This is a genomic window from Cupriavidus sp. 05T313, assembly GCF_056396665.1.
This window is the reverse complement of the sequence record NZ_JBFTLX010000129.1, coordinates 1-23,694: the sequence shown is the minus strand read 5'-3', so window position 1 is coordinate 23,694 and position 23,694 is coordinate 1. Positions and strand designations below refer to the sequence as shown.

20 protein-coding genes are annotated in these 23,694 nt (G+C 65.4%); 4 read left to right on the top strand and 16 right to left on the bottom strand.

Features of this window, described 5'->3' with window-relative positions; translation table 11 throughout:
• Positions 1 to 82 precede the first annotated feature (82 nt).
• From AC1DKD_RS24765 to AC1DKD_RS24735, 7 genes are all read right to left on the bottom strand, one after another.
• Positions 83 to 1,186 carry a PDDEXK nuclease domain-containing protein gene (locus AC1DKD_RS24765; RefSeq protein WP_441625133.1) on the bottom strand — a complete coding sequence of 368 codons (1,104 nt, stop codon included), beginning with the start codon at positions 1,184 to 1,186 and terminating at the stop codon, positions 83 to 85.
• A 448-nt stretch (positions 1,187 to 1,634) separates the two neighbouring features.
• A complete protein-coding gene (locus AC1DKD_RS24760; RefSeq protein ID WP_441625135.1) occupies positions 1,635 to 3,965 on the bottom strand; it encodes a xanthine dehydrogenase family protein molybdopterin-binding subunit in 2,331 nt (776 codons plus the stop codon).
• Positions 3,962 to 4,465 (bottom strand): (2Fe-2S)-binding protein, encoded by a 504-nt coding sequence (locus tag AC1DKD_RS24755; protein WP_477143819.1) that lies wholly within the window; start codon positions 4,463 to 4,465, stop codon positions 3,962 to 3,964. Before AC1DKD_RS24755 ends, AC1DKD_RS24760 begins: the two co-directional genes overlap by 4 nt.
• Positions 4,466 to 4,751: 286 nt before the next feature.
• Entirely contained in the window at positions 4,752 to 5,210 is a 459-nt protein-coding gene (locus AC1DKD_RS24750; RefSeq protein ID WP_441625137.1) for a hypothetical protein, read from the bottom strand.
• Between the two features lie 193 nt (positions 5,211 to 5,403).
• A complete protein-coding gene (locus tag AC1DKD_RS24745; protein ID WP_441625139.1) occupies positions 5,404 to 5,958 on the bottom strand; it encodes a GAF domain-containing protein in 555 nt (184 codons plus the stop codon).
• A gap of 4 nt (positions 5,959 to 5,962) precedes the next feature.
• Positions 5,963 to 6,943, bottom strand: coding sequence for a Bug family tripartite tricarboxylate transporter substrate binding protein (locus tag AC1DKD_RS24740; protein WP_447431782.1), 981 nt, complete (start codon positions 6,941 to 6,943; stop codon positions 5,963 to 5,965).
• Between the two features lie 108 nt (positions 6,944 to 7,051).
• A complete protein-coding gene (locus AC1DKD_RS24735) occupies positions 7,052 to 8,881 on the bottom strand; it encodes a gamma-glutamyltransferase family protein (protein WP_441625143.1) in 1,830 nt (609 codons plus the stop codon).
• Positions 8,882 to 9,318: 437 nt separating this feature from the next.
• Here AC1DKD_RS24735 and AC1DKD_RS24730 point away from each other — a divergent pair, with 437 nt between their 5' ends.
• Positions 9,319 to 10,368, top strand: a complete 1,050-nt coding sequence (locus AC1DKD_RS24730; RefSeq protein ID WP_441625145.1) for a patatin-like phospholipase family protein — start codon at positions 9,319 to 9,321, stop codon at positions 10,366 to 10,368.
• A 35-nt stretch (positions 10,369 to 10,403) separates the two neighbouring features.
• Here the strand turns inward: AC1DKD_RS24730 and AC1DKD_RS24725 are convergent, their stop codons facing one another.
• Positions 10,404 to 13,817, bottom strand: a complete 3,414-nt coding sequence (locus AC1DKD_RS24725) for an adenylate/guanylate cyclase domain-containing protein (RefSeq protein WP_477111417.1) — start codon at positions 13,815 to 13,817, stop codon at positions 10,404 to 10,406.
• 132 nt (positions 13,818 to 13,949) lie between these two features.
• Here AC1DKD_RS24725 and AC1DKD_RS24720 point away from each other — a divergent pair, with 132 nt between their 5' ends.
• On the top strand, positions 13,950 to 14,900 hold the full coding sequence (locus AC1DKD_RS24720) for a LysR family transcriptional regulator (protein WP_441625149.1): 951 nt from the start codon (positions 13,950 to 13,952) through the stop codon (positions 14,898 to 14,900).
• A gap of 88 nt (positions 14,901 to 14,988) precedes the next feature.
• Here the strand turns inward: AC1DKD_RS24720 and AC1DKD_RS24715 are convergent, their stop codons facing one another.
• The 4 genes from AC1DKD_RS24715 to AC1DKD_RS24700 all read right to left on the bottom strand — a co-directional run bounded on the left by AC1DKD_RS24715 (position 14,989) and on the right by AC1DKD_RS24700 (position 19,296).
• A complete protein-coding gene (locus AC1DKD_RS24715; protein WP_441625151.1) occupies positions 14,989 to 16,164 on the bottom strand; it encodes an L-rhamnonate dehydratase in 1,176 nt (391 codons plus the stop codon).
• A 41-nt stretch (positions 16,165 to 16,205) separates the two neighbouring features.
• A complete protein-coding gene (locus AC1DKD_RS24710; protein ID WP_441625153.1) occupies positions 16,206 to 17,228 on the bottom strand; it encodes a 4-hydroxythreonine-4-phosphate dehydrogenase PdxA in 1,023 nt (340 codons plus the stop codon).
• 22 nt (positions 17,229 to 17,250) lie between these two features.
• Positions 17,251 to 18,219 (bottom strand): Bug family tripartite tricarboxylate transporter substrate binding protein, encoded by a 969-nt coding sequence (locus AC1DKD_RS24705; RefSeq protein ID WP_441625155.1) that lies wholly within the window; start codon positions 18,217 to 18,219, stop codon positions 17,251 to 17,253.
• A 141-nt stretch (positions 18,220 to 18,360) separates the two neighbouring features.
• A complete protein-coding gene (locus tag AC1DKD_RS24700) occupies positions 18,361 to 19,296 on the bottom strand; it encodes a LysR family transcriptional regulator (protein WP_441625157.1) in 936 nt (311 codons plus the stop codon).
• A 169-nt stretch (positions 19,297 to 19,465) separates the two neighbouring features.
• Here AC1DKD_RS24700 and AC1DKD_RS24695 point away from each other — a divergent pair, with 169 nt between their 5' ends.
• Both AC1DKD_RS24695 and AC1DKD_RS24690 read left to right on the top strand, forming a co-directional pair.
• Positions 19,466 to 20,398: a dihydrodipicolinate synthase family protein gene (locus tag AC1DKD_RS24695; protein ID WP_477143818.1), complete on the top strand. Its 933-nt coding sequence runs from the start codon at positions 19,466 to 19,468 to the stop codon at positions 20,396 to 20,398.
• 68 nt (positions 20,399 to 20,466) lie between these two features.
• On the top strand, positions 20,467 to 22,056 hold the full coding sequence (locus tag AC1DKD_RS24690) for an aldehyde dehydrogenase (NADP(+)) (protein WP_441625161.1): 1,590 nt from the start codon (positions 20,467 to 20,469) through the stop codon (positions 22,054 to 22,056).
• Positions 22,057 to 22,130: 74 nt separating this feature from the next.
• On the opposite strand, the gene AC1DKD_RS24685 is transcribed toward AC1DKD_RS24690, so the two are convergent.
• The 4 genes from AC1DKD_RS24685 to AC1DKD_RS24670 all read right to left on the bottom strand — a co-directional run.
• The gene (locus AC1DKD_RS24685; RefSeq protein WP_441625163.1) at positions 22,131 to 22,661 is read right to left on the bottom strand and encodes an isochorismatase family protein; all 531 of its coding nucleotides are present in this window, start codon (positions 22,659 to 22,661) and stop codon (positions 22,131 to 22,133) included.
• 87 nt (positions 22,662 to 22,748) lie between these two features.
• The gene (locus tag AC1DKD_RS24680; RefSeq protein ID WP_441625165.1) at positions 22,749 to 22,970 is read right to left on the bottom strand and encodes a hypothetical protein; all 222 of its coding nucleotides are present in this window, start codon (positions 22,968 to 22,970) and stop codon (positions 22,749 to 22,751) included.
• Between the two features lie 140 nt (positions 22,971 to 23,110).
• Entirely contained in the window at positions 23,111 to 23,473 is a 363-nt protein-coding gene (locus tag AC1DKD_RS24675) for a hypothetical protein (protein WP_441625167.1), read from the bottom strand.
• On the bottom strand, positions 23,470 to 23,694 hold a 225-nt coding region (locus AC1DKD_RS24670), incomplete at its 5' end, for a DUF6402 family protein (protein ID WP_477143817.1). The genes AC1DKD_RS24675 and AC1DKD_RS24670, both read right to left, overlap by 4 nt.

The window sequence follows — 23,694 nt, the reverse complement described above, 5'->3', positions numbered from 1 at the left end:
GTTGCCAAATGGTGGTGGTTGCTGTGATCGGTCGCCTGTTTCTCCTTGAGCGACGAGTCCGATCAGTAACCCGGCGTTCCGGTCATTGTGCATCCGCCTCCAGCCTTCCACTGGTGTCGCCGGCGCGATTCTCTAGCCTCGCCTTCGATAGCGCGACCGCTTCATGGAGCTTTTGCTCCAGCAGTTGCCGGGGCGGAAGCTCGGTCAAGTACTCGGCGACATGAATGCCAGTTTGATCCAGTTCCAGCAGTTCGATGTGCTCGCGTTTCTTGCCAGTGCAGAGGATGATGCCTAGCGGTGGTGCTTCCCCAGGCTCTTGCTCGTGCTTGGCGAGCCAGCGCAAGTAGAGTTCCATCTGTCCCTTATCGGCGGCCTTGAACTCACCCAGTTTCAGCTCGATTGCCACCAGACGCTTGAGGCGGCGATTGTAGAACAGCAGATCGATATAGAAATCGTCGTTGTCGATCTGCAGCCGCTTCTGACGGGCAACAAAGGTGAAGCCTGCACCCAGTTCGAGTAAAAAGTGCTCCAACTCGCGCAGGATGGCATCCTCAAGGTCGCGCTCCAGATAGCGATCCTGCAGGCCCAGGAAGTCGAGGACATAGGGGTCTTTGAGTACCAGGCTGGGGGTCAGTTCGCCCCTTTCTCGCAGCGCCGTGAGTTCTTCGGTTAAAAGCTCATCCGCCTTGCGAGACAACGCGGTGCGCTCGAACAGCAGCGAGTCCAGGCGGTCCTGCAGGGTGCGGGTGCTCCACCCCTCATCGCGGCACATCTGCAGGTAGAACTCGCGCTTTAGCGGGTCATCAATGTAAATCAGGCTGCGGAGGTGGGTCCAACTCAATTGTCTACTCAGTGCGTAGACAATGTCCTCGCTCGGAAAAACCTCAGCGAAGCGCAGCATGTGCCGCAAATTCTTGGCGCTGAAGCCACGACCATGCTCCGCCTCCAACTGCCGCGACAGGGAAACGACGATCTGCTCGCCGTACCCGGCGCGCTCGCCGCGAAGCACCTCCGAGCCGATGCGCTGGCCGACGCGCCAATATAGTATCGTCAACGCGGCGTTGACCGTGACGGCAAGCCCCGTGCGGGCCTCGCAAATCAGGCGACGTATGTCGCCGACAAGCGCCTCGGCGTTGACCTCCTCGCCGGGCGGAGGGGCAGGCGTTGCAGTTCGCTTGCGCGTCATTGTGAACGGCCTACCCGCTGCGTTTCCAGCATCGATATGCGGGGAGTGATCCGCAAGAATTGCATTCGATCCATCGTCCCTTCTCCTCAGCCGTTGATTTGCGCCCAAGCTACGGCGGGGTAGCGTGACCAGTCACCAATGCAGTGGCACACCACGGCAGATGCTGCGGCACCTAGATCGTTTCAGCTACACGGTCGAATTCATCTTGCGGGATTCTATCAGTGCGCGCTTTCGTCAGGATGGCCGTTGGGTTTTGGCTAGAGGAGCCGCGTTTGCAGAAGACGTTCGCGCAGGTCGGGGATACCGGTTTGCAGTCGAACTCGACTGGCGTTGTATCTTGACCGGGCGACTGCAGCCGCCCCGACGTCGAACAGGACAGAATATCGGATTGAGTGCAGGGCATTGCAGGCAGGCTGCTGCGCCGATTGCAATGCCCCGCCGCTCAGGCTCAGGCCTTCAACTGGTCCCGGACCGGCAACGCGCGGATGCGCTTGCCCGTAGCCGCGAAGATCGCATTGCACAGCGCGGGTGCAATGGTCGGCACGGCCGGTTCGCCGACGCCGCCGAGCGGTGCGTCGAACTTGCCCGGCACCAGGTGCACGTGGATCTGGCGCGGCGCCGACGGCGCGCGCATTACCTCGTACTGGTGGAAGTTGTCCTGCTGGGCGCGTCCGTCCTTGAAGGTGATCTCGCCCGTGGTGGCCAGGCTGATGCCCATGATGCAGGCGCCTTCCACCTGCGAGCGGATGCGGTCCGGGTTGACCTGCGCGCCGCAGTCCACCGCCATGTCGATGCGGGGGATGCTGATGCCGCCATCGTCGCCGACCACCACCTCGATCACCGCCGCTACGTAGGTCACGAAGCTGTAGCAGACTGCCAGTCCCAGCCCGTGTCCCTTCGGCAGCTTCCTGCCCCACCCGGCTTCGCGCGTGGCCAGTTCGATCACGCCGCGCAGGCGGCCGGTATCGAGCGGATACTGCTGCGGCGATTCGCCGTAGTTCCAGGCGTCGGACAACTGGGTCGGGTCGATGCGGCGGTCCGGGCCCAGCAGCGCCAGCAGGTAGTCGCGATGATCGCGCCCCGCAGCCGTGGCCAGTTCCGCCGCGAACGACTGGACCGCGAACGCGTGGGGGATATTGGACACCGAGCGGAACCAGCCGATGCGGGTGTGCGCTTCCACCTCCGGATTCTCCACGCGCACGTTGGGGATGTCGAACGGCATGTTCACCGCGGACATGCCGAGCTCGAAGGCGGCTTCGTTCTTTGCGCCGGCCACGAAGGTGGAGGTGATGGTGGATGCGGCGGTGCGGTGCAGCCAGGCCTGCGCGCGGCCGTCGGCGCCGAGCATCGCCTCCATGTGCTCAACCGAAACGGTGTGGAAGTAATCGTGATGCAGGTCGTCGTCGCGCGTCCAGGTCACCTTGACCGGCTTGCCACCCATGGCCTTTGACAGCAGCGCGGCCTCGGCGGCGAAGTCCGGCTTGGACTTGCGGCCAAATCCGCCGCCCAGCAGCGTCACGTGCACCGTGACGTCCTCGGGCTTCAGGCCCAGATGCCCTGCGACCGTTTCACGCGTGGCCTGCGGCGCCTGCACCGATGCCCAGACCTCGCATTTGCCGCCGGCGACGCGCGCGGTGGCAACCGGCGGCTCCATGGTGGCGTGCGCGATGTGCGGCAGGTAATACTGCGCCGTGATCCGCTTGCCGGGACCGGCCAGCGCGGCCATGGTGTCGCCCTGGTTCCGCACCACCTTGCCGGGCTGGTTCGCGGCCTTTTCCATCGTCGCCCGGAACGCGCCAGACTCGTAGCTGGCATTGGGGCCATCGTCCCAGCGCAGTTTCAGCGCCTCGCGGCCCTTGATGGCCGACCAGGTATTGCTGGCGATCACCGCCACGCCGCCCAGCGGATGGAACATCGCAGGCGCGGGGCTGCCGGTCAGTTCGACCACCTTGATCACACCGGGCACTTTCATGGCCTGCGCGGCATCGACGCTGGCCAGCTTGCCGCCGAACACCGGCGGGCGCGCGATCACGGCGTAGAGCATGCCGTCCAGCCGCACGTCGATGCCGTACTGCGCGCGGCCCGTGGCGATGGCGTGACCATCGATATTGCGCGTGCTGTTCTTGCCGATATAGCGGAACTGGGCGGGATCCTTCAGCTTGAGGCTGGCGGGGGCGGGTACCGGCAGGCGCGAGGCGTCCTTCGCCAGCGCGCCATAGCCGAGGCTCTTGCCGCTGGGCATGTGGACCACGGCATGGTTGCGGGCCTGCACTTCGTTCACTGGCACGCCCAAGCGCGCGGCGGCGGCGGCCTCCAGCATCGTCCGGGCGCTGGCGCCGACGCGCCGCATGGGCTCGAAGAAATGCCGCACGCTGCGCGAGCCGTCGGTGTTCTGGTTGCCGTAGCGGATCTCGTCGCCCGGGGCCTGCACCACCAGCACCTGCGCCCAGTCGGCCTCGAGTTCGTCAGCCACCACCATCGGCAGGCTGGTGCGCACGCCCTGTCCCATCTCCGAACGGTGGCACACGATGCTCACCTTGCCGTCCTCGCCGATGGAGAGGAAGACCAGCGGGCTGTCCACCGCGCCGCCGGGCATGCCGTCGCGGCCGTATTTTTTGGGTTCGTCGGCCGCCAGCACGATGCCGTCCAGGCCCACGGTGAGCGTGAGCCCGGCAACGGCGCCCATGCCCTTGAGCCAGCGGCGGCGCCCGGCGGATTGCGGGCTGCCGGCGTGGTCCGGCTGGGCCTGTGCCACGGCGAGAACGTTTCGTTCGCTCATTTTGCGCTCCTCTTGCCAGCTGGCTGGGCAACCGGTTTCGCGGCCACGTTCGATCTGGCGACGTGCTGGATGGCGGCGCGGATGCGCGTATAGGTGCCGCAGCGGCAGATGTTGCCGCTCATGGCGCCGTCGATGTCTTCCTCGCTCGGGTGCGGGTTCGCGTGCAGCAGCGCAGTGGCCGACATCAACTGGCCGGMCTGGCAGTAGCCGCACTGCGGCACGCCGAATTCCTCCCAGGCTGCCTGCAAGGCCTGCCCGATCTTGTCGGCCGACAAGCCTTCGATGGTGGTGATCTTCTTGCCCGCTACGGCCGAGATCGGCGTCACGCACGAGCGGATCGGCTGTCCATCCATATGCATGGTGCAGGCGCCGCACAGCGCCATGCCGCAGCCGAACTTGGTGCCGGTCAGGCCGATGTGATCGCGCACGGCCCACAGCAGCGGAGCATCGTCGGGCAGGTCGATCTTTTGCGGCACACCGTTGATCGTGATTGTTCTCATGTGTATTTTTGCGGGGAAGGTGCAACGGGGAAGAGGGCTGGCGTGCGGGCCAGTGCCTGCGCATTCCTGCGCTGCCGCGTGTGTGAGGGCGGGGGAGTGGTTCGTGTGGTGAGAGTGGACCGCCCGGCCGGGCGCCATGCCGCTGCGGCAGCGTTGCGCAACGCGCATTGTGGTGGTGGGGGCGAAGCGGGGAGGGGGGGAGGGGAGTGTTCTTGCGCGGCGGCATCCAATGCCGCGGCACCAGGTCACATGGTGCCGCGGCGGGATACCAACTGCGGGTACTGCATCAGGCGTTGGCGCCGTCGGTGAAGGTATCCAGCTTGCCGGTGCGGGCGCCATCGGTGTAGGCATCGAAGGCGCGGGCCGGGAAGGCCGAGACACCGGTGCGGTCCAGGCCAGCGATGCGGGCGCCTTCGGTGAAGGTATCCAGCTTGCCGGTGCGGGCGCCGTCGGTGTAGGCATCGAAGCCGCGGGCCGGAGAGGCCGAGACACCCGTGCGATCCAGGCCGGCGATGCGGGCGCCGTCGGTGAAGGTATCCAGCTTGCCGCTGCGGGCACCGTCGGTAAAGGCGTCGTGGGTGCGGAAGTCGTAGCCATACTTGTCGGCGGGCACCGTGGTGCGGAACGCATAGCCGTACTTGTCGCCGGGGAGCAGGTCCTTGGCGGTCGCGGCGTGGGCGGCGCCGATGGCGGCGAACGACAGCACGAGGGTGGAAGCAAGCTTGAGGGCGATGGTCTTGGTCATGATGTTCTCCGGTTTCTTAAAATTCGTTGAATTTCATTGATTATTCGTTGCATCTGCCAGAACGTTGCTTTGTTTGCTGCGCGCCGTTCATGTAACGAACTATAGGAGAGCCATCGGTGGCTATGACTTGGTTTCTCAGGATGGATTGTTCAATATTTTTGAATTAAGGGGGCAGGCGCGTTGCGCGCTCGCCTCAAGCCCCGGGCTGTGCTACCCGGCTGGCGGCGATCAGCGCCGGCGCGACCATCTGTGCCAGCAGCCGCAAAGTCGCAACTTCCCCCTCCGTCCATGCGCCGCGCGCCGCGAGGAAGTTAAAGGTGCCCACGCAGCGGCCGTCCTCGCACACCGGCACATTGACTACCGCCGACAGGCCAAGGCCGCGGATGACGGCGATGTCGTCGAACACCGCCTCAAGCGCGGCGTCGCCTTCGCCCACGAAGACCTCGCCCTGATGCAGCACCCATCGCGTCCATGGCGTATCGGCCTTGCGCTTGCTGCCGCCCACGGGATAGGCGGCCTTGTCCGAGGACCACAGCCGCACCACTTCCGAACTGGCGCGCCGGTAGGCATTGATGGTGAGCAGGCCGGGGCCGAGCAGTGCGGCGGTGGCGTTGCCAATCGCATCGAAGGCACTGGCGGGGCTGGTTGCGCGGGCCAGCGCGCCGCACAGCGAGGCGAGCAGTGGCGCAGGCAGCGACACAGTAGCGTGAGCGGGGGCGGCGGCAAGGTCAGGAACATGATCGGTCACAGCTTCACTCCCCCTTRATGCCGAGGTCGTGGATCAGCTTGCCGTAGCGGTCGGCATCGCGGCGCAGGATGGCGCCGAACTGCTGGGGCGTGGAGGTGGCGGTTTCCACGCCGATGGCGTTCATCTTCTCCTTCACTTCCGGCATCGACATGATCCTGTTGATCTCCTGGTTCAGACGCGTCACCAGAGCGGGCGGCATGCCAGCGGGGCCGAAGGCACCGTACCAGACGGACAGCTCATAGCCAGGCACGGTTTCCGCCACGGTCGGCACATTGGGCAGCAGCGGCGAGCGCTTGCTCTCGGTCACGGCGAGCAGGCGCAGTTTGCTGGCTTTGACGTGTGGCAGGGTTTGCGTGCCGGCGGAGAACAGCAATTGCGTCTGCCCGGCCACGGTATCGACCACGGCAGGCGCACCGCCCTTGTACGGCACGTGCAGCATCTGCACGCCGGCCATCTTCTCGAACAGTACTGCGCTCAGGTGGTTGGTGGACCCGGGGCCGGCGCTCGCGTAGGCGAGCTTGCCGGGATTGGCGCGCGCGTAAGCGATCAGCTCCTTGACGTTGTGCGCCGGCACCGATGGGTTGACCACCATGGTGTTGGTCACGTAGGCGAGCAGGCCCAGTGGCGTGAAGTCTTCCACGCCGCGAAACGGCATGTTGGGCATCAGCGCGGGGTTCATCGCGTGCGTGCTCATGGAGCCGACCAGCAGGGTGTAGCCGTCGGGCTTGGCGCGCGCGACCATGGCCGAGCCGATGTTGCCAGATGCGCCGGGCTTGTTGTCGACAATTACCGGCTGGCCGAGGGAGCGGGTCAGGTGTTCGGAGAGTACGCGTGCCAGGATGTCGGTGGAGCCGCCGGCGGCCCACGGCACGATCAGGGTGATGGGCTTTTGCGGATAGGGATCGGCCGCGCCGGCCCCGGAGGCGGCGCAGAACAGCGAGAACGTGGCAAGGCCCAGCAGGCAGCGCTTCAAAACGGTTTTCATCTCTTTCCTTCTCCGATTGCTATGCGAACCGCCTGATGCGATCCGGTTTGATTCGATTACTGCTTGCCTTGCCGGACCGCTGGTCTGCTCCGACGGCCCTCAACGCTCTCAACGCCCCACCGCATATCCCTGCATGCCCCGTGCATTGGCGCCGGCACGCAGCACCAGCCGGCCCTGCGCATCGCGCTCTCTGGTGCAGGCGGACATGCGGCCCTCCGACCATGGCTCTCCCACCTTCACCTCATGCCCGCGCGCGCGCAGCGCCGCGATGGTGTCTTCAGGCAGCCGCGATTCCACGCTGAGCCGGTTGAGGACCACCGAGCGTGGCCAGAAGGACCCGGGAAAATGATCGATATGCCAGGCGGGCGCGTCGATGGCTTCCTGCAGGTTCATGCCGTGCACGGCGTGGCGCAGGAAGAAGGCGACGGACCATTGGTCCTGCTGGTCGCCGCCGGGCGTGCCGAACACCATGTAGGGCTCGCCGTCGCGCAGTGCCAGCGAAGGCGAGAGCGTGGTGCAGGGGCGCTTGCCCGGCGCCAGCGTATTGGGCAGGCCCGGTTCGAGCCAGGTCATCTGCAGGCGGGTGTTGAGCGCGAAGCCAAGCTCGGGAATCACCGGGCTGGACGACAGCCAGCCGCCCGACGGCGTGGCGGCGACCATATTGCCGTGGCGGTCGATCACGTCGATGTGGCAGGTGTCGCCGACAAAGATCTCGCGCTCGGCCCACTCCGCTACCGGGGGCATTGCCGCGAAAGTGGGCTCGCCCACGCCGAAGCGCACATCGGCTTGCCGCAGCGTGCGTTCCGCCGCGCCGAGATCGGGCAGGCGGGGCGTGCGGCCCCCGACGATGCCGGGCAGGATGTCGGGCGAGGCGCGCTCGCCAATCTGGCGCGCGCGCGCGGCCAGGTAGGCGGGATCGAGCAGGCCGGCCAGCGGCGCGTCGCCAAAGCGGGGATCGCCGTACCACGCCAGGCGGTCGGCCATGGCCAGCTTGGCCGCCTCGGCGATGCGGTGGACGAACTCGGGCGAGGTGGGCGCGTGGGCGGCAAGGTCGGCGTGGCGCAGCATGCCGATCTGCTGCAGGAAGGCGGGGCCCTGGCTCCAGATGCCGCACTTGGCCACCGTATAGCGGCCGAAATCCAGCGTTGCGGGTGCTTCCACGGTAGGCGTCCAGTCAGCCATGTCTTCATGGCGGAGCAGGCCCTTGTGGCGCTCGCCGGTGGTGTCGCGCACGGCCTGCGTGCGACAGAAGCTGTCGATTTCCCTGGCGACGAAGCCGCGGTACCAGCAATCCAGCGCGGCGTCGATCTGCTGCTCGCGGGTGCCGCCGGCGGCCTCGGCCGTTTCCACAATGCGCGTATAGGTCCGGGCTACGCCAGGCGTCGCATGCAGGCTGCCGGGGCGCGGCACGCGGCCATCCGGCAGCCAGACGTTGGCCGAACTGTGCCACTCGTTCTGGAACAACTCGCGCACCGCCAGGATGGCTTGCGAGATGCGCGGCACCAGCGGGAAGCCGTCGCGCGCATAGGCAATGGCGGGCGCCAGCACATCCGCCAGCGTCCAGGTGCCGTAGTCGCGCAGCATGGTGAGCCATGCGCCGAAGGCGCCAGGCACGGTGGCGGGCAGCAGGCCGATGCCGGGCACCAGGTCCAGCCCCCTGGCGCGCATTGCGGCCGGGTCGGCCAGTGCCGGCGCGGGACCTTGGCCGCAGACGGAGCGCACCGCGCGTTCGCGCTCGCTCCACAGCAGGATCGGCACTTCGCCGCCCGGGCCGTTCAGGTGCGGCTCCACCACCTGCAGTACAAAGCCGCCGGCCACCGCCGCGTCGAAGGCATTGCCGCCGCGCTCGAGCACGCTCATGGCGGTTTGCGAGGCCAGCCAGTGGGTGGACGAGACCACGCCAAAGGTACCGACGATTTCCGGGCGGGTGGTGAACATGGAGGCTCCGTGGGGTCCGGGCAGGGCGGCGAAGGCAGCGCAAGCCGAAGGGGGTGGTTGCCTTGAAGTATAGGGTTATTGGATAACCGTTTGTCGCGTATTTCTTATTGTTGTATGAGAAATTGGTTATGCATAAAAATCCCCCGATCCTGCTGGAATGCAGATTCCGACGCTAAGCCGGTCCCCTCGTCCGCCAGCTGCGGCACGATCTGCCGCGCCGCCAAGTTGACCATGCCCATCTTTACTACACTCAGGACAGCGGCCCCTGTCATTCGACGCACTGCCGGAAGCCTTGTTTGGCGGGTATCCATTAGCGCTGCGCTGGTAGCCGCCGAGCAAACGCCTGGAGAAGCGCGGGTTACGATACTTCGCGCAATGCCTACGGAAGTTGATACCCGGCGGGCACGCTCCCGTGCGCACCACCAAGGAGCTTCAGGATGGCTGGGGATCTCCGTAAGCAGACCGATAACGGTGAACAAAAGCCCATTGCACTTGCATTGCAGGGTGGCGGCATGCACGGCGCGTTCACGTGGGGAGTCCTCGACCGGCTGCTCGAGGATCAGAGATTTACCATCGAAGGCGTCAGTGCAACGAGCGCGGGGGCGATGAATGCCGCCGTGCTCGCCCATGGCTTGCTGCAAGGCGGGCACGGGCAGGCGCGCCAGGCGCTCCACGATTTCTGGCTAGCGATCGCGCAATCGGCAGCGCGGTACAGCCCGGCGCGCTGGGTGCCGTGGCTGAAAGGGACACATAGCTTTGGGCTGAATCACTCGCCCTTGTACGCGATGGCGGATATCGTTCTTCGTATCCTGTCGCCATACCAGTTCAATCCCAATAACTCGAATCCGCTCCGGGACGTGCTGGAGAAGCAGGTCGATTTTGCGGCATTGCGCAAGCATTGCCCGATACAGATTTATCTGTGTGCGACCAATGTCGAGACTAGCAGGATACGCATCTTTTCAAGCGAGGACATTTGCATTGAGGGCGTGCTGGCTTCGGCCTGTCCGCCAACCCTGTTCCAGGCCGTGTCCATCGATGGCGAGTACTTTTGGGATGGCGGCTATGTGGGTAACCCGGCAATTTTCCCGCTGATCTATCACTGCAATACAAGCGATGTCGTGATTGTCCATATCAATCCGATCGTACGCCGTGGCGTGCCGACCACTGCCGCCGACATCCTCAATCGCGTCAATGAGGTAAGTTTCAACTCGTCGCTCATGCGAGAAATGCGCGCGATAGCCTTCGTGACTTCGCTCATCCAGCAAGGCAAGGTTGATCGGAGCGAAATGAAGGAAATGCTGATCCACTCCATCCGTTCCGATGAGACGATGAGCGCCCTCGGCGCGTCGAGCAAGTACAACGCCGACTGGGACTTCCTTTGCTTCCTGCGTGACAAGGGGAGGGCTGCGGCCGAGGCATGGATCACGGAAAACTACGACAATGTTGGCCAGCGCTCTAGCATTGACATCAAAAAGGAATTCCTTTGAGGATGACGGCCGGGCAACCGGGAAGCGCTATCGCTTCAGGTCGGATCGTCCAGTAGTGCCTTGGCTTGCTGCCAGTCAGCCGTGTCGAAGCCCTCACTGAAGGTTCCATGGATCGGGGCAAGGGTCTGGCGCGCGGCGCTCATCTTTCCCTGCCTTCGCCATAGCTGGGCAAGGCTCAGCGCGGCCTGCAGCTCCAGTGACCTGGAACCCTGATCGCGGGCGACGGCGATTGCCTTGTGAAAGCAGGCCTCGGCTTCGTCGTGGCCAGTGAGTGCGCGGGATTGGAGTATCAACTCTCCCTTGAGCCGATGCAGCGTCGCTTCGTCAAGCAGCTCTCCCGTGTCTTGCGTCAAGGCTAGCGCCTCGGCCAGCACGTCCAGCCCGGCCTGGAAGTCCCCGGCTCTCCCAAGCGCTTCAGCGAGCAGGGCCAGAAAGTTCGGCCTGCCCAGTGCCGCGCCAGTTGCCTCGTAAGCGGCGAGGCCCTGGTGTATTTCGGCAATCCCCTCTTCCAAACGGCCTTGTTCCGTCAGCGCCCAGCCTTGCAGAACGGTTCCCCACGCCAGATAGATGGGAAAGCCCTCCTCGCCCGAGATCGCGATCGCGGCCTCTGCGTACTCGCGGGTCAATTGCACCTCACGCCGACATTGGTGCACTTCGGCTGCGAAGACGAAGCAAAGCGCGAGGTTAAAGGCGTCGGGGCGCTTCCTGGCCAGAACCAATGCGTCCTGGCAGCGCGTGCGAGCCAGATCCGGCAGGCCCAGGTACCACAGGATCCAACCCAGCGTGCTTGTGGCATGTACGGCCGGGTCTCGCCCGTAACCCAGAAGAAAATCGTATGCCGACGGGTCCGGCCGTTGCAGTGACAGCACCTCTTCCATATGGGTGCGGGCCACGCCGGGCTGGCCCAGGCGGAACGTGGTGGCGCCGAGTACACGATGCGCCTCCGCGAGCTGCCCAGGCTTCTGCGTGTCCAGAGCCATGGCAAGCAGCCGTTCCCCAAGCGGCTGCGCAACCGTGTACTGCGCCCGCAATTGGTAGAACGCCCACAGTCCTAGCTGCGCCGAGAAGAAACTGGGCGTTTGCCCACCCTGTTCGCACAATGCCAGTGCGCGCCTGTAAGTTGCCTCCACCTCGGGAGCGGCCTGACCCCGCGTGGCTATCAAGGCCGGTCCTAGCGTTAGTAGCAGTGTGAGTTCCTCGCGTGCGCGCTCGGGCGTGTCGGGCAGCCGCTCGAGCAGTTCCACGGCCGTGCCCAGGTGACGGATTGCTTCCATCTGGGCAGAACGCTGCAGGGCCTGCTCGCCGGCGCAGTGCAGGTACTTGACTGCCTTCGGGATGTTGCCGCTGTGGCTGTAATGATGTGCCAGCTCGCTGCAGTAGTCCTTTAACCGACTCTGGAACAGTGTCTCGATGGCCTCCGCGGTGCGCTCGTGCAGCGCGCTGCGCTGCTCGGTAAGCAGCGAGTTGCCGGCAACTTCCTGGGTGAGCGCGTGCTTGAAGGCGTACTCCACCTCCGGGAATACAGGTCGTTCGTAAATGAAATCGCCCGCCTGCAGGGCGGCCAGAAGCGGGCGCAATTCGTCGTCAGCCAGCGCAGTGACATGCCGGATGAGACTCAATGGGAACTCCTTGCCGATCACGGCCAGGCTTTGCAGCAGTTCCTTCTGGACGAGGGGGAGCCGGTCGATGCGGGCGGCGAGCACGCCCTGGACGGTGGTGGGGATATGCAGCGAAGTCGGCGCTCTCTCGATGCGGTAGCAGCCAGGCTGGCCAACCAGGGCATTCTCCTCAACCAGGGTCTGGACCACTTCCTCCATAAAGAACGGGTTGCCTTCCGTCTTGTCCAGGATCAGCCGTTTCAGCGGCGCGAGAGCGCGATCCTCGCCCAGCAGCGCGGTGAGCAGCCCCTGGGCTTCGGCCGGGCCCAGCGGCTCAAGATGCAGCTGGACGCAGTAACTCCGGGAGCTCCAGTCATGGGAGTACTCCGGGCGGTAGTTGACGAGCAGGGCGATCCTCGCACCCGGCACATAGTCCAGGAGGATATTGAGGAAGGCCTCGGTTTCGCTGTCCAGCCATTGCAGGTCTTCGAACAGGAGCTCGAGAGGCTGGTTGAGGCTTTCGCGGACCAGCAGGCGTGCAACCGCTTCAAACGTGCGCTGCCGCCGGATGGCAGCGTCCATGGTCGGCAGTGCCGAGCCGGGCTCGACGGAGCCGAGCAGGTAGAGCAAATAGGGCAAATGGTCTTCCAGCGTCCTGTCGAGGGTAAGCAGTCTGCCCGTGACCTTCTCGCGGCAGCTTCGGTCGTTGTCCTGCGGGGTGATCTGAAAATAGTTCCTCAGGAGCTCGATCAGCGGGAGATAGGCGAAGGCCTTGCCGTGCGAAACCGAGAAGGTCTCCAGCACCATGCAGCCTTGCTGTGATCGTGCCTTGAACTCGTGGAACAGCCGCGATTTTCCTACCCCGGCCTCTCCCATCACTTCGGCGACCTGCCCATGCCCCGCCTTGGCCAGTTCCAGGACCTTGTGCAACGCCTCCATTTCGGCCTGGCGTCCCACAAAGCGCGCCAGGCCGCGATGCGCCGCCACTTGCAGGCGAGTGCGCAATGCGCCGAGGCCCAGCACCTCATACACCGCAAGCGGATCCCGGACGCCTTTTACGTGGGTCGTCCCCAGCGGCTTGAATTCGAAATACCCTTCGGCGAGCCTATGGGTCGACTCGCTGACAAGGATGGACGCCGGTGTGGCAACGCCTTCCATGCGCGAGGCGATGTGGATTGTGTGCCCCACGGGATCGTAGTCCGTGTGCAGATCGTCCTTGCGGATCGAGCGCACCAACACCTCACCCGTGTGGATTCCGACGCGGATCTGAAGCGGTATGCCCTGATCCAGACGCACCCGGTCACTGTGGCGACGCATTGCCTCCTGCATGCGCAGCGCCGCATACAAAGCCCGCAGGGCATGATCTTCATGGGCAATGGGAGCGCCGAACAGAGCGAGAATGCCGTCTCCCAGGAACTTGGCTACGTAGCCCTCATAGTGGTGCACGGCATCCATCATCAGCGTCACCACGGGGTCGATCAGGTGACGCGCCTCTTCCGGGTCCAGGTCCTGGATCAACGCCGTCGAACCAGCCATATCGGCGAACAGCGCCGTGATGGTCTTGCGCTCGCCGGCCGTTCCGCCCCTGGCTTCCATGGCTGCCTGCTCCGCCCGGATGCGCTCGGCCAGATGGGGCGGCGTGTAGTGGACAGGGGCCGAAGCGGCCGTCGCAGGTCCTGGAAGCGATGCTGACGGGGCGTCATCCAGGGGCGAGCCACATCCGCGGCAGAACTTCGCCGCAGGGCCGGACTCCTCGCCACAGCGCGGGCAGATCCGCGCAAGCCTGGCCCCGCACTGCTCGCAGAAGTTGGCCTGCGCGAGGTTCGCGAACCCGCAATTTGTGCAGCGCATCACCCCTCCTGACTGCCATCGCCTGCCTCGGATCATTAGACGCGCCATTGGCCGCCTTAGCAAGTTCAGGGCGCGTCGTGGCGGCGCTAGTAGAATCAACGTCTTGCTAGACGATCAGGTCCAGGACTCCAATTGCCGTCCCCAGTCGACAAACTTCAGCACAACCTCATCTCCCGCCTGCGCCTCAAGCATCTGGCGCTGCTGCTGGCGCTGGACCGTCAGCGCTCGGTGTCGCGCGTCGCGGCCGAGATGGACCTGACCCAGCCCGCCGTGACCAAGGCGCTGCGGGAGATCGAGGAGATCTTCATGGTGCCGCTGTTCGCGCGCTCGCGGCGCGGGCTGGAGCCTACCGGGACCGGCGCGGCCGTGCTGGCGCATGCGCGGCTGGCGATGGCGGATACGGAGGCGCTCGGGCGGGAACTGGCGGTGATCGGCGCCGGCCTGCACGGGCGGCTGCGCATCGGCGTGATTCCGTATGTGGCGCCTGTGGTACTGGATGCAGCCTGCTCGCACGGCTTGCAACAGCAGCCGCGCGTGGCGGTGCTGGTGCGCGAGGGCACCACGGACGAACTGGTGGCGGCGCTGCGCGCGCACGAACTGGATTGCGTGATCGCGCGGTCTTTCTACGCGCCGGGCGACGACATCGTGCAGACGCCGCTTTACCGCGAGGAACCCGCGCTGGTGGTGCCAGTGGCCGCCGCGGCGCGGCTGGCGCGCGGCAAGCTGGACTGGCCGCGCCTGGCCGCGCTGGACTGGATTTTGCCGCCCTCGCATACGCCGATCCGGCGCACCATCAATACGTTGTTCGCTACCGCCGGCGCAGTGCCACCGACGCCGATGGTGGAGACGTATTCGATCAAGACCATCGCCACACTGATGCGCAACCAGCCGCGCGCCATCACCATCGTGCCGCGCGCGGTGGCTGCCGAACTGGCTGCCAGCGGCAGCGCCGCGGTCTTGCCGCATACGTTGACGTGGGACCTGCCGGCGGTGGGGGCAATGTGGCTGCGCCGTACGGAGCACAGCGAGCCGCTGCTGACGCTGGTGCACGCGTTGCAGCAGGCGGTGGGGGTGAAGGGATGAGGCCGGACCTGAAACGCAAGCGGCCGGCTGCGCCCTTCTAAGAGCGCAACCGGCACAGCCAGGCGGGTTGCGGGCCGTTGCGGCCTTCTTATTCGATGATCTCGAACTCCCCGAAGTACTCCTCGTTGAGCGTCAGCCCCAGCCCCGGCAGATTGTCGTCAAGCTGCAGGTACCCCTTGTCCGGCGCCGGGTCGCCCTTGAAGATGTAGTAGAACAGCTCGTTGCCCACCTCCACGTCGTGCACCGGGAAGTACTCGGACATCGGCGATGCGGTCGAGGCCATGGTGAGGTGGTAGTTGTGCATCTGGCCCGCATGCGGGATCACGGGCACCGACCAGGCTTCCGCCATGGCATTGATCTTCTGCGCGGCGGTGATGCCGCCCACGCGGTTGGTGTCGTACTGGATCACGTCCACCGCGCGGCGTTCCAGCAGGTCCTTGAAACCGTAGGAGGTGAATTCGTGCTCGCCGCCGGAGATGGGGAACGGGCTCATCTTCTTCAGCTCGGCATAGCCTTCGATGTCGTCGGCGATCACCGGTTCTTCCAGCCAGCGCGGATTGAATTCGGCCAGGCGCGGCAGCATGCGGCGCGCGTATTCGAGCGTCCAGCCCATATAGCATTCCAGCATGATGTCGACGCTGTCGCCCACCAGTTCGCGCAGCAGGCGCACCTGCTCGATGTTCTTCCGCATGCCGGCGGGGCCGTCCTTGGGACCGTAGCCGAAGCGCATCTTCATCGCGGTGAAGCCCTGGTCGAGATAGCTCTGCGCCTCGGCCAGGAAGGCGTCGCGGTCATCGTTGTTGTAGAGCTTGGAGGCGTAGCACCAGATCTTTTCCTTGGTGCGCCCGCCCAGCAGCTTGAACACCGGCTTGCCCACCGCCTTGCCCATCAGGTCCCACAGCGCGATGTCTACCGCCGAAATTGCTGCCATGCCGATGCCCTTGCGGCCCCAGGCGTGGGTGCGGCGGTACATCTTCTGCCACAGGTACTCGTTGTCGAACGGGTCCTGGCCGATCACGATCGGGGCCAGGTACTGGTCGACGATTTCCTTGGCCACGCGCGGTGCGAGCGCGCAGTTGCCGATGCCGACCAGGCCGGTATCGGTTTCCACTTCCACCACCAGCCAGCCGTGGAAGCGGAACGAGCCCATGGCGTCGCCACGCTCGAACAGGATGTCGGTGGCATTGGTGCAGAAGTGCGCTTGCGGGGGCACGGTCTTGCCCTTCCATTCAAAGACGCGGGCGCGGACGTTGGTGATTTTCAAGATAGTCTCCGTTGGATAGTGGCCGGTGGCGGGCGGCAGGTTCAGGGGGCTGCGCGCTGGCTGCCCATCTGGCAGGCGATGCGGAAGGCTTGCAGCGTGGCGCCGAGGTCGGCGCGGCCTTGCTGCGTGATGTCGAAAGCGGTGCCGTGGGCCGGCGTGGTGATCGGCACGGGCAGGCCGCCCTGCACGGTGACGCCGCGCGAGAAGCCCATCAGCTTGATGCCGATCTGGCCCTGGTCGTGATACATCGTGACGATGGCATCGAACTGCCTTTGCTCCGGGCTGCCCTGCACCTTGAGGAAGATGGTGTCGGCGGGGAAGGGGCCATCCGCCGCCACGCCGCGTGCCCGCGCATCGGCGACCGCCGGTGCGATGAAGTCGATCTCCTCGCGGCCGAAGGCGCCGTTGTCGCCGTTGTGCGGGTTGAGGCCGCACACGGCAATGCGCGGGCGAGCCATGCCGGCCCTGCGCAGGGCCTGGTCGATCAGGTCGATGGCGGCGCCCACGCTGTCGCGGTTGATCATGGCGGGCACGTCCTTGAGCGCAACGTGGGACGTCACGCGGGAGGTCCACAGGCCGTCGAGCACATTGAACTCGCAGAAAGCGCCGTCGTAGCCGAGCTTCTCGGCGAACCAGTGCAGCTCATCGTTGTGCCCCATGCCGGCGGCGTGCAGCGAGCTTTTGTTGAGCGGGCCGAACAGGATGGCGTCGGCCTTGCCAGCCTGCGCCAGCTCCAGCGCCACGGCCAGGGTGCCGAGGCTGTAGCGGCCGCCTTCCGCGCTGGCCACGCCGCGCCGGTAGGCGGGTTTGCCGTCGAGCTGCCAGTGGAACAGGCGCGGGGCGCTGGCGCTATCGCCGCCAGCGAACGCGAGCGAATCGGTTTCGCGCAGCGCGATATCCACGCCGGCCACCTGCATGCCGTGGCGCCATTCGTCGCGGTCGGCAATCAGCAGGATGTCGGCCTGCGCCGCGGTGGCAGGGTCGGCCAGCAGCCTGGCGATCAGCTCGGGGCCGATGCCGGCGGGGTCGCCGAGCACCATGGCGATTCGGGGTCGTTGGGTCATGGGAGTCTTGAGGGAAAGGGGTTCAGTCCAGCTTGACGCCGAGTTCGGCGATCAGCTTGCCGTAGCGCGCATATTCGGCGCGCGAGAAGGCATCGAACTGGGTGGCGGTGAGCGTGCCCGGCAACGCGCCCACATCATTGAGACGGCGCACGGTGTCGGGATCCTTGAGTATGGTGGCCAGCGCCGCGCTCAGCTTCTGCAGCGTGGCGGGCGGCGTGCCGGCCGGGGCGTAGACGCCGTACCAGGCATTCATCTGGATGCCGGGCACGCCGGCTTCGGCCAGCGTGGGTACGTTAGGCAGCAGCGCCGAGCGCTGGTCGGCGGTGACCGCCAGCGCGCGCAGCTTGCCGGCCTTGATGTGGTTGATGACGGAGGGCATGGTCTCGAAGCTCATGTCGACCTGGCCGCCCATCAGGTCCACCAGCGCGCTGCTGCTGCTCTTGTATGGCACGTGCAGCAGCTTGCCGTGGATCTGGCGGGCAAACGCCGCACCGGCCAGGTGCTGGGTGCTGCCGACGCCGGAGGAGCTGTAGCGGAATTTGTCGGGGTTGGCCTGGATCTGCGCCACCAGCGCTTTTACGTCTTGCGCCGGCACCTGGTTGTTGACCACCAGCACATTGGGCACCGACGACACCAGGGCCACCGGCGCCAGGTCCTTGAGCGGGTTGAACTGCAGCTTGAGCAGGTGGGGCGCGATGGCCTGGGAGGTGACCACGCCCATCAGCAGCGTGTTGCCATCCGGCGCTGCCTTGGCGGTGATGTCGGCGGCGATGGTGTTGGAGGCGCCAGGCCGGTTGTCCACCACGACCGGCTGCTTGAGGATGGCGGCCAGCTTGTCGGAGACGATGCGCGCCATCACGTCGGTGCCGCCGCCCGGCGCCGCGCCTACCATCATCCGTACAGGGCGGGTGTCCTGCGCGTGGACGCCGGTTGCCATGGCGGTTGCCAGTCCAATCACGCCGGCAAAGGCGCCGGTCATCCATCGTTTCATTGTTGTCTCCATGTCTTGTTATGGGCCTGCGCCGGAGCGCGGATGGGGCAACTATAAGGATGGGAGCGATGCGTGACTACTGACGTTTATTGAATGGGTGATTACTTTAAGGAATACCTCGCAACGGATGCCAGGCGCCGCTCAGACTTCCGCCTGCCCGGCGCGGAGCAGCTTGATCAACTGGCCCGCGGCGGCGGAAAGCGTGCCCCCGCGCCGGGTCACGACCCCAAAGGTCTGCTGCCGGGACCGCATCGTCACCGGCAGGATGCGAAGCATCTTTTGCCGGGCGAACAGTTCGGCCACGCTGGTCGGCAGCAGCGAGACCAGTTTCGCGCTGCGCTGCAGCAAGGCCACGGTGACGAAGCTGGAGGAGGTGGTGATYGCATTCGCCGGCATGCCCACGCCGACCATGTCCAACTCGCGCTGCAACAACTCGTGCATCGGCATCTGGCCGGGATAGACGATCCACCGGTAGCCGGCCAGGTCGGCAAAGGTGAGCGTCCTGGCGCGCGGCGCGGCATGGCTGTAGCCCACCACTGCCGAGATCGGTTCGTCGCCAATCGCCTGGTAGTGGTACCTGGCGGGCTGGTCGCTTACCAGCGCGCGCCCGATGACGAGGTCCAGGCGCCCGTCGTCCAGCAGCGTGAGCATGCGCAGGCTGGTGTCTTCGACGATTTCGATGGACAGGTTCGGTTGTTCGTCCTGCATGGTCTCCAGCGCCGGCACCAGCACATCCGGGACCGCGCCCATGATGGCGCCGACGGCCAGGTGGCCGCCCTTGCCGGAACGGATCTCGGCCATGTCCTGGCATAAGGCGGTGAGATCCGTCGCCAGCAGCCGCGCATAGCGGATCACGCAGTGGCCGAACTGGTTTGGCCGCATGCCGGTCTTGGAGCGCTCGAACAGCGGCGCGTCCAGCATGCCTTCCAGCTCCTGCAAGGCCTTGCTGGCCGCCGACTGCGTCATGGCCATGGCCGACGCAGCCTGGTGCAGGGATTTGTGGTCGTCCAGCGCAATCAGCAATTGCAGTTGCTTCATGCGCAGGCGGGACATCAGAACGTCAAGCGTGGCCTTCATGGGAACCCGGGGCGAAAGCTACGTGAGTCGCAAAAGCGATCACGAGATGGAAAGGTTTCAATATACATCGCGGCCTGGCGCACCGTATATTGCATCCCTGTCACAAGCCCCCTCGACGTGGGGCTCCGGCCGGACCCGGCGCCGCCGGCAAGAACAAGGAGGAGAGACCATGAACATGCCCAAAGCCAATGCCGTCTACCGTGGTGTATTCCCGGTGGCACCCACCATCTTCGACGAACAAGGTGGCCTTGACCTCGACGGCCAGCGCCGCTGCATCGATTTCATGATCGACGCCGGCTCCGACGGCATCTGCATCCTGGCGAATTTCTCCGAGCAGTTCGTGCTGACCGATGACGAGCGCAGCCTGCTGATGACGACCGTGCTGGATCACGTGGCCGGCCGCGTCCCGGTGATCGTCACTACCACGCACTTCAGCTCGCGCATCTGCGCCGCGCGCAGCCGCGCCGCGCAGGACGCGGGCGCCGCCATGGTGATGGTGATGCCGCCGTATCACGGCGCCACCATCCGCGTGCCGGAGCGCGCCATCCACGAATTCTTCACCACGGTGTCCGGCGCGATCGATATTCCCATCATGATCCAGGATGCGCCCGTGAGCGGCACCACGCTGTCGGCCGCGTTCCTGGCGCGCATGGCGAAGGAGATCGCCAACGTCTCGTACTTCAAGATCGAAGTGCCGCAGTCCGCTGCCAAGCTGCGCGAACTGATCGAGCTCGGCGGCGATGCCATCGTGGGCCCGTGGGATGGCGAAGAGGCCATCACGCTGATGGCCGACCTCGATGCGGGCGCCACCGGCGCGATGACCGGCGCGGGTTTCCCCGATGGCATCCGCAAGATCGTGGATGCCTACCAGGCCGGCGACTCGGAGCTCGCCGCGCAGCACTACCAGCAATGGCTGCCGCTGATCAACTACGAGAACCGGCAAGGCTGGCTGGCGACGGCCAAGGTGCTGATGAAGGAGKGTGGCGTGATTGCTTCCGAYGCCGTGCGCCACCCCTTGCAGCCGATGCACCCGGCCACGCGCGCCGGTTTGCTGAAGATCGCGCGCAGGCTCGATCCGGTGGTGCTGCGCTGGGGCAGGTGAGCGGCTGGCAAGCATTGGACAACTGGCGGCGCTGCTAACGCGCCGCCTTTTCATTTCAAGGACAGAGCATGAATATCTCAGGCGAATTGCTGATCGGGCGCCAGTCTGTGCGCGGCACTCACGGCGAGATCCGGGCTGTCGATCCGGCGACAGGGGAAACGCTGGGGCCGGCCTTCGGCGGCGCCACGCCGCAGCAACTGGAGCAGGCTTGCGCGCTGGCCGCGCAGGCCTTCGATGTCTACCGCGAAACCTCGCTCGAACAACGCGCCGCGTTCCTGGAGAAGATTGCCGCCAACATCCTTGATCTTGGCGACGCGCTGATCGAGCGTTGCGTCAGCGAGAGTGGCCTGCCGCGTGCCCGGATAGAAGGCGAGCGCGGGCGCACCGTGGGCCAGCTCCGCTTGTTTGCCGCTGTGGTGCGGCAGGGGGATTTCCTCGACCTGCGCATCGATCCCGCGCAGCCGGAGCGCAAGCCGCTGCCGCGTGTGGACCTGCGCCTGCGCAATATCGCGCTGGGGCCGGTGGCCGTGTTCGGCGCCAGCAATTTCCCGCTGGCGTTCTCGGTGGCCGGTGGCGATACCGCATCGGCGCTGGCAGCCGGCTGCCCGGTTATCGTCAAGGCGCATCCGGCCCATCCCGGCACATCGGAGCTGGTTGGCCGCGCAATCCGGAAGGCCGTGGACGAGTCGGGTTTGCCCGAGGGAACGTTCTCCCTGCTGTTCGATTCCGGCCTGCGGATCGGCCAGGGGCTGGTGAGCGATCATCGTATCAAGGCGGTCGGCTTCACCGGCTCGCGCGCCGGTGGCACCGCGTTGATGCAACTGGCCGCGGCCCGCGCCGAGCCGATCCCGGTCTACGCGGAAATGAGCAGTATCAACCCGGTGCTGTTGTTCCCGCACGCGCTGGGCAGCCGTGCCGACGCCATCGGCAAGGCCTTCGCCGCCTCGCTGATGCTCGGCGCGGGCCAGTTCTGCACCAATCCGGGCCTGGTGCTGGCGGTGGAGGGGCCGGATCTCGATCGTTTCCTGGCGGCGGCCGAAGCGGCGATCGCGCAAGCCCCGGCGTCGACCATGCTGACTCCGGGCATCCACCGGGCATACGGCGCCGGCGTCGAAGGCCTTGGTTGCCATCCGCAGGTCAGCACCATTGCGCGTGGCCAGGCCGGCGCGCAATACCAGGGGCGGGCGGCGCTGTTCTCGACCACCGCCGAGGCCTTCCTCGCGCACGAAGCACTGCGCGCGGAAATCTTCGGCGCGGCGTCGCTAGTGGTGCGGTGCCCCGACCTGGCCGCCATGCAGCGTGTGGTGGAAGCCCTGGAGGGGCAACTGACCGCGGCCATCCATATCGATGAGGCCGACTACGATGCCGCGCGCGGCTTCCTGCCCGCGCTGGAGCGCCGCGTTGGCCGGATCCTCGTCAATGGCTTTGGCACGGGGGTGGAGGTGAGTCATGCGATGGTGCATGGCGGACCGTATCCTTCCACCTCGGACGGCCGCTCCACGTCGGTCGGGAGCCTGGCCATCGCGCGCTTCCTCCGGCCCGTGTGCTACCAGGACATGCCGGCCGCCCTGCTGCCGCAGGCGCTGCGCACCGGTAATCCGCTCGGGCTTGCGGTGCGGGTGGATGGGGAGGCACAGGCCGGGCGACAAGCGCCATAGCCAGCTTGGTTCCAGGCGCGCAAGCGTAAGCGTGGCGCGGGTCTCAGCCTGCGCCGCGGCCTCCCCGCGAGGCGCTACTTCACGAAACCAAGCACCTCGCGGAAGCGTTCGTGCCGGCTCGTCCGCATCCATTCGAAGGCAATCATCTCGACCGTGGCGGCGGTGGCCCCGTCCCTGCGCATCCTGTCGATGGCCGCGTCGCGGCTGGAGGCCTTGCGCGAGCCAATGGCATCCAGCACGACGGTCACGCTCAGTCCGTGGCCGAGCAGCCCGGTGACCGTCTGGAAAACGCAGACGTGGGCTTCGCAGCCGGCTACCACCACGCTCTTCCTCCCGGCAGGGAGTGCGTCGAGCAAGCCGTCCCGGCAGCCATCGAAGTGGTCCTTGGCCACGGTCTGATCGCATAGTCGCCTGATCTCGTCGAGATTCCCGCCCAGGCTGCCGGGGCTTTGCTCGGTGCCGATCACCGGCACGCCCAGTACCCGCGCGATATTGGCCAGGCGCACGGCTTCCGTTACGACGCGATCGCTTTCATGGATCGCGGGCATCAGGCGGGCCTGGAGATCCACCAGCACCAGAACAGATTCAGCGGCGTTGTGCAGCATGCGCATTCCCTTTGTGAGTTGGTGTGGCAAGCGCTTCCCCTTCCTGCATGCGAGGCCTGGATGGAACCGCAGCAGGTTCAGGGCGCATCATCGCGCCTGGACGGGACTTCCGGCAAACCGATCACGACCGGCGCGCCGGGCATTGTGCAGCCTTGCGATCTTGTGCATGTCGTAGTCGTACGTCAGCCCTGCCGCGTTGATGCCGGGCCGCAGTGCCGGCTCGTCGACCACGCTTTCAACCAGTTGGCCGTCAACGAGCATCTTCAAGTGGTACTGACGCAGCGACGCTTCGTAGCCTTGTGCGGACACTATTATGGTGGGTTTCTGGCAATCCACCCAAGATAAGCAGCTCTTTGGGGCTGCATAATTTGGGTGGATTGGGTGTTTCCCTGGTGTCCCATGCCCAGGGCGGCGGCGACCCGCACGCGGCGATTGCGCGTAGACCCGCGTTACGGCAGCTTGGCACGCAATCGATCCCACCATGTGGGGGGCAATTCCACATACTCACTTGGAGATGCCCCTAAGTTGTAGGTTACTCTGTCATCACCCCAAACGATCCCGGGGTCTAGGTCGTTGTAAGTGCGCTCTGCCAGTAGCTGCTCGGTTTCAGCGTCATAAAGGCGGAAGCGCATTCCATATTGGCTATTCAAGAAGCATATTTCTCCACTATAAAGACTACCTTCCTTTATACGCTCACATTCGTGCGCCGTTCCCCGTAGCGCCACACCCCATAGATACGGCACCAAGACCAGCGCAAGCAGTGCGGTACCTGCTAACCAATATTTCCGCTTGCCCCCCTTCATTCGCTTCATTGATCAAATTCCAGGACCTTCGGGGGGTACAGTGGTACCCTGTATAAATTTGAGTACAACACCAAATCCCCGCCTTGTTTGTGCCGCAATTGCAAATCCCGATAATCTCTATTTCTTATCGGATAATAGACAGTGTTTTTGGAAACAACGCCGGCGCGCGCAACTGTATAATTTAGCCAATCCGCCGTTGTTACCTCCCCAATTACAGTCGAGGCGAGAAC